At 57.1% G+C, this 6,000-nt stretch carries 6 protein-coding genes; 4 read left to right on the top strand and 2 right to left on the bottom strand.

Features of this window, described 5'->3' with window-relative positions:
• Nucleotides 1-495: 495 nt before the first annotated feature.
• The 3 genes from AS156_RS42865 (at nucleotide 496) to AS156_RS16950 (ending at nucleotide 2,545) form a co-directional block, all read left to right on the top strand.
• Nucleotides 496-1,047, top strand: a complete 552-nt coding sequence (locus AS156_RS42865) for a hypothetical protein (RefSeq protein ID WP_160331100.1) — start codon at nucleotides 496-498, stop codon at nucleotides 1,045-1,047.
• Nucleotides 1,048-1,056: 9 nt separating this feature from the next.
• Nucleotides 1,057-1,815 carry a hypothetical protein gene (locus AS156_RS16945; RefSeq protein ID WP_066506380.1) on the top strand — a complete coding sequence of 253 codons (759 nt, stop codon included), beginning with the start codon at nucleotides 1,057-1,059 and terminating at the stop codon, nucleotides 1,813-1,815.
• A gap of 193 nt (nucleotides 1,816-2,008) precedes the next feature.
• Entirely contained in the window at nucleotides 2,009-2,545 is a 537-nt protein-coding gene (locus AS156_RS16950; protein WP_066506383.1) for a hypothetical protein, read from the top strand.
• 350 nt (nucleotides 2,546-2,895) lie between these two features.
• Here the strand turns inward: AS156_RS16950 and AS156_RS16960 are convergent, their stop codons facing one another.
• A complete protein-coding gene (locus AS156_RS16960; RefSeq protein ID WP_066506386.1) occupies nucleotides 2,896-3,102 on the bottom strand; it encodes a hypothetical protein in 207 nt (68 codons plus the stop codon).
• Between the two features lie 213 nt (nucleotides 3,103-3,315).
• On the opposite strand from AS156_RS16960, the gene AS156_RS16965 reads away from it, so the two are divergent.
• The gene (locus tag AS156_RS16965; RefSeq protein ID WP_066506388.1) at nucleotides 3,316-5,064 is read left to right on the top strand and encodes an ATP-dependent nuclease; all 1,749 of its coding nucleotides are present in this window, start codon (nucleotides 3,316-3,318) and stop codon (nucleotides 5,062-5,064) included.
• A gap of 199 nt (nucleotides 5,065-5,263) precedes the next feature.
• On the opposite strand, the gene tnpC is transcribed toward AS156_RS16965, so the two are convergent.
• The coding region (tnpC, locus tag AS156_RS16970; RefSeq protein ID WP_136626271.1) for an IS66 family transposase at nucleotides 5,264-6,000 on the bottom strand (737 nt) is incomplete at its 5' end.

Consider the following 6,000-nt stretch of genomic DNA (forward strand, 5'->3'; position numbering starts at 1 on the left):
CCGGGTCGCTGATTTACGCCGCACCAGCGGCGTCCGTAGCGGGCCGGGCGGTTGCAGGTTCCGCCCGGGTTGAAGCGGGCTAAATGGGCAGCGCCAGGGTGCCCCCCAAACCCTCCAAAATCCGGGGGCCGTCCACGACCAACGGTAGGCTCGCGCCGCCGCGACCCGCGAGGGATTGATAATTTGCCAGCCGCCGGTCGCGGCGCCTTGATCGTGGCATGCGACCCCAAAAAATCACCCTCGGCCAGATGCGCGAGACCGGCGCGCGCGGCGTCATCGTGTTCTGTGAGGACTACCGGTGCAGCCACAACGTGAAGCTGGCGCCAGCCGTGGTCGATCAATGGCCCGACGCCCTCCGGCTCTCCGATCTGGAGCCCCGTTTCGTCTGTAAAGTCTGTGGAAAGCGCGGCTCAATCATCAGGAGCGACAGCCCTCCGCCTAAGATTGGTCCTGAAACTGAGCGGAGGCCGCCGTGCCGAAAATGGGGTGTGAGTAGTGCAAACAGCCGATTGGGCGCTTGTGATCAGCATCTTCTCGCTGGTCGTTTCGGGCGCGAGCTTCGTTTGGAACGTCTGGTCGAAGTTCATCTATCCCAAGCCGGTGGTTCGCGTTTCCTTCGCGATGGTGCAGATCGTTGGGGACGATCTCGATCATATCCCGGAGGTATTGCGTCTAAGCGCAACCAACATGGGTCCGGGAGACGTGACGCTATCTAATGCGTTGATCAAGTTTCGTGGTCATTTTGGCCAGATCACTGGCTACGCCCTGCTATCAACGCTGGAGGAGTACCCGCGCTACCTAGACGACACACGCGGTCGATTTGGTGTGGGTTTCCCGGCAAAGATTGCTGTCGGTGAAACGTTCACCGCGTATCTCGCCCCCGCGCACTGGCGATTGGCGAAGGGTGACTATCAGCGCATCGGCTTCACCGACACATTCAACAGGAACCACTGGGCTCCACGCCAAGATATTTTGCGGGCGCTGCCCTACATCCGCGAACAATGCAAAAAGGCCAAGATCGATTGGCGCGCAGGCCGCCCACTTTAGAGGTCGTCAATGAATGATTTTACAAATTTCCGAGCGATCTACGATGAGCTTACGGAAGATGTGACGCGGGCGCAGCATCCGTTCGCGCCGGATCACCTGCGCAATTGGTTCCACCACCTTGATAGCACGCCGCAGGTTTCCGCGATCGTTGGCACATTGGAAGATGGTCTCGATATCGACGGCTGGATGTCGAAAGCGAAGGAAACCAAGAAACTCGACTGGGGCGAAGATCGGGAAAAAGCCCTAGGAACAAAGCTGCTCTTGTTCCGAGCCTTCGCGAGCACGAAGGAAAACATCGGGCTGCTCGCCTTCCACTTTCTTCGGGAGAGAAATGTAAATGACGGCACGCGTCGTTTTGTCGAGCAAGTGTTTTCTCCGATGTCGCGGGAATTACGGCGCCTGCTTGATCAGCGATTGAACGAGACAGCGCCGGCCCCGGCATCCGACCGCACCGTGACCATCGATCACAACCGCAAAGACTATGCTGACGCCGAACGGGCGATGCAAGGGCTCGAAACAGCAATCCGCGAAGCGAACGACTTCCCCGACCCGCTGGAGAAGGAACAACGCGAAGCGGAGGTCTCGGCGGCACGTCGGCTATTGCGCGCGAGCTTGGTGCGCCTTGAACCACTTGTGGCATTGCTCAAGCCGATATTGGTCCAATACACGACCAAGGTGAAAGACGGGCTGATCGCAGCCGCCGCCTTAGCGACAGTTACCGCTCTAACGGTCTTGCTTGGTCAAATCTTCAAAGCAATGTTGGGCTGATGAGCCCAAGGCGTGGTACATCCCCTGTGCTCAACCCTACTAGAACCGAAAACCTCAAGGTTGCATAGCGCGCTCATTTCGCCGAGGGCACTTCTTTGGTGCGCGGCAGTGCCCAGCATCCGGAATGCCCCGGATTTGAGGTGAGAGTTATCTTTGATACGGCACTGCTGGCTGGCAGAGCACGGGGCGGTATATGTCGCGGAACATCAACAAAGAGCAGTTGGCCGAGGTGATCGAACAAAAGTTGGCGGCCTACTTCGCGGCGACACCGTTGATCACGTCGCTTCAAAGGGGCCGCTGGGCGCTGACAACCGTGGCGATCAAGGAGTTTATTTCCCGATTGGGCCGCGACCTTGAATTTGAGGTGTCAGCATCGGGATGCTCGAATGCTGGTCAAGAGTGGCTCTACGATATGGTTTGGTACGAAGTAGCAGACGGCTACATGACGCGATTGGCCCTTGCTGGGGAATGCGAATTGACATCCCCGCAACTACCGGTCGATGATGATTTCACCAAGCTCGTGCAGGCGCGCGCCGACGTGAGGCTGTGGATTTCGGCCCCGAAGAATAGAGAGATCGCCGATACGCATCTTGCCAATTGCAAGCGATACGCCGCAACTTTTCCCGGGGCGATGCCGGGCGATACTTACGTTCTCGTCTCGTGCGATTGGACCGACAAGATCACCATCGTCGAACGTTTCGTCGTCGGCCAGGAGGCTCTTGCGAACTAATGCGAACTTTGTACGCGGGCTATGAAGAGATTTTCGATGATCACCTTGAAGCGGTCAGGGACAAGCGCCGGGCGAAGGTCAGCCGCCAAGCCATCGACCTCCACATTTTCGTGACGCGGGACAAGCAGTATCGGGTAGTTGGAGATTTGATCATCTCACCTTGGTGGTCATTCAGGAAGGCGGCCGGCGGTCCGTGGAGGGAGCGCCTGTACGGCACTCCGGTCAAGTCGCCGCGACCGAAACGTCGCAAGGGTAAGCGGTCGAAGACCTTTTATATCAGTGGCCCGAGGTTCCCAAGGTAGGCGGGAGTTCGACCGAAGTGGTTGGTCGAGAGAAAGGCGTGGGCTCCATCACTTATACCGCTGGATATTCTCTTCGTGGGCGACGTATGTCTCGGGGATATTCGGGTCACGCGGGTCCCAGCGGACCAAGTAGCTGTCGCCATCGTCCGGGTGGTGGTCTGCGGCGCGAGGCTCAAGACGAACGATCCGAGCCGGATACCGCGCATTGTCGATGTACCGCACGATTACCTTCTCGTTGGGGCTGTACTTGGTCATGGTTCCTCCGCTCGCTTACTGTAGAGCAATCGTCTGTCACGAAAATGGCCGTGATCTCCTCGGCCACCGACCCGTGAACTAGTGTATCTGGCGAGGGGGCAACGCAGGAGCATCTCACCTAAAGTAGCGTGCGTTTATTGCGCGCGAAGATTGCAAACGATCTGATTATTCGCTTAGTAGTTTCTTTCCTTTTTTTTGGCGAGAAACGTTCCGATGTCGATTTATCTTGAAGGTTTGGCAGTTCAATTTTTTCGCGGGATCGGACCTGCAAAGCAGGAGTTGGGTCCGTTCAAGGACTTCAACTTCTTTATTGGCGCAAACAACGCTGGCAAATCGACGATCTTGGATTTGATCCATCGACACCTGAACAAGAGAAAGGACGTTCCGTCTGTCGATACGGTTGACGCTTATGCAGGAGCGAAGACCGGTACGTTCTATTTCGCAGTCGGCCTATCGATACCGACGTTCATAGATGCTGTGATTGCCAAGTTCGGCCCGATCGCCAAATCTCGAGGCTTCAACGATAACCAAGTGCGTACATTCAGCCAATCCATCAAGAGCATCTCCGAGGCAATGGCCGACGATGAAATGATCTGGATGCAAAAAGACCGGCGAAGTGGCGACCCCATTGAGCCCATGATGCTTCAACGGGTCAAGGCCGCTATAGACCATAGAGATTGGCAATTATTGTGGAACGCATTTACATCGACCACCGGCGGCGGGATCGACCAACATTGGATACCTCAAACGCTCACGCTTTTCTACGATGCCCAACCTCAAACGTTTCCTGCGATACGGTTCATCCCGACCCACCGGCAGGTAGGTGCGGAGGCGGACGCGTTCCGTGACTTTAGTGGGAAGGGGCTAATCGGCCGACTAGCTGAATTACAAAGCCCCGACCACGATAAGCGGGTGGATTTTTTGCTGTTTGAGCGGATCAATTCGTTCCTACAGACCGTCACGGGCCGAAAAGAAGCAAGGATTGAGATACCGCATAATCGAAAGCACGTGCTGGTCCACATGGACAACAAGGTATTGCCGCTATCGAGCCTAGGCACAGGTATTCACGAGGTGGTCTTAATTGCCGCCTTCTGTACGATCAGCCAAAAGGAAATCGTTTGCATCGAGGAACCGGAAAGTCATTTGCATCCGCTGCTACAGCGGAAACTCATCTCATATTTGCGATCGAACACCTCAAATCAGTACTTCGTGGCAACGCATTCGCCGAGCTTCATTGATACGCCGGGCGCGGCTATATTTCATGTCACAAACGACGGCGTTCAAACTCAGATCAAGGAAAGCATTCTGCGGAAGGAGCGGTTTGCGATCTGCTCGGACTTGGGCGTGCGCGCATCAGACATAGTACAGTCGAACTTCGTGATTTGGGTGGAAGGACCGTCTGATCGCATCTACTTGAGACATTGGATTGCCAGCGTCGCCCCCGAGTTGCAGGAGAGTATTCACTACTCCATCATGTTCTACGGCGGTCGGTTGCTAAGCCATCTATCCGCGACGGACGAGGAGGTCACCGAGTTCATTCGATTGCGATCTCTTAATCAGAATTTGTGCGTCATCATCGACAGCGACAAATCAAGCGCCGGCTCGCCGATCAATGACACAAAGGCCAGGATTGTTACCGAGCTTGCAGACACGCGCAGTAAGGTGTGGGTCACGAAGGGGAGAGAGATCGAGAACTACATCCCGCACGATGCCCTGCAAGCTGCTGTCGAAGAGGTCTATTCCGCCAAGTATCATTCCGCCGTGTCGGGTAGCCCGTATGGGCATGCTCTACACTTTAAGTCGCGCTCTGCGTCGGGCACCGGCCCCGACAAAATAGTTAGGGATATAGACAAGGTGCGGGTTGCAAAAATCGTAGCGAGCAAGCCTGCCGAGTTAGATATTCTTGATCTTAGGGAGAATGTAACGGATTTGGTGGCCCTCATCCGCGCCGCGAACGCCTAAAAGGTACTTTGGGGCCTGCCAAACCCCGGGGGTACGCGGCACCGCGCCATTTCAAGATATCTGCGATCCGCCTTTTCCGATTTTGCTCCGCCCACTATTGTTGGGAATTCCGCAGGATAGGCGTACGCATACGACGAAGACCGCCTGATCGACGCATGCGCGCGGGCACGGCGAGCTCTATGATGGCGTTGTGTGAAGGTCAGGCAGCCTGCTGACCGGTGGGCTTGCCGGCTTGGCGCAGGAGCTTCCATTCCCAGGGCAGCAGTTCGTGCAGACGCGACGCGGGAAGATCGGCGATACGGGCGAGAACGTCGGCGAGCCAGGCCTTGGGATCGACGTCGTTGAGGCGACAGGTCGTGATCATCGTCAGCATGATGGCGACACGGTCGGCGCCACGCTGGCTGCCGGCGAAGGTCCAGTTGCGCCTTCCCAAGGCGATGCCTCTCAATGCGCGCTCAGCACAATTGTTGGTCAAGCAGATCCTGCCATCGTCGAGGAAGCGGGCGAAGTCGTCCCAGCGCCTGAGCATGTAGTTGATCGACTTCAGGACCTCGGAGGAGCGCGAGAGGGTTTCGCGCTCACGCAGCAACCAGGCGTGCATGTCCTCGAGAAGCGGCTTGCTCTGTTCCTGGCGCACGGCGCGCCGCTCGTCGGCGCCGCGGCCGTTGATGGCGCGCTCGATCTCGAACAACGCATCGAGGCGCCTGACCGCCTCCAGCGCGATCGGAGAGACCGGTTTGCCCTTCTTGCCTTCCCGAGCATTTTTCGCGATGTCGGCCAGCTCGAAGAAGCCCCGCCGCGCATGGGCAAAGCAAAACGCCGGCGTCATCGGCAGCTCTCTCCGCTGCGGGTCGAACAACGGTTCGAAGCCACTGTAACAGTCGCATTGCAGGATGCCGGCTAATCGCGAGGTGGCGGTAATGTGAAGGAACGCCG

The organism is Bradyrhizobium macuxiense (genome assembly GCF_001542415.1).
GTDB classification, from domain to species: Bacteria; Pseudomonadota; Alphaproteobacteria; order Rhizobiales; family Xanthobacteraceae; genus Bradyrhizobium; species Bradyrhizobium macuxiense.

Bases quoted from the DNA above. Each gene is read 5' to 3' on its own strand.
- AS156_RS16965 (WP_066506388.1), top strand. From the start codon at position 3,316: ATGTCGATTTATCTTGAAGGTTTGGCAGTTCAATTTTTTCGCGGGATC.
- AS156_RS16960 (WP_066506386.1), bottom strand. From the start codon at position 3,102: ATGACCAAGTACAGCCCCAACGAGAAGGTAATCGTGCGGTACATCGAC.
- AS156_RS16950 (WP_066506383.1), top strand. From the start codon at position 2,009: ATGTCGCGGAACATCAACAAAGAGCAGTTGGCCGAGGTGATCGAACAA.
- AS156_RS16945 (WP_066506380.1), top strand. From the start codon at position 1,057: ATGAATGATTTTACAAATTTCCGAGCGATCTACGATGAGCTTACGGAA.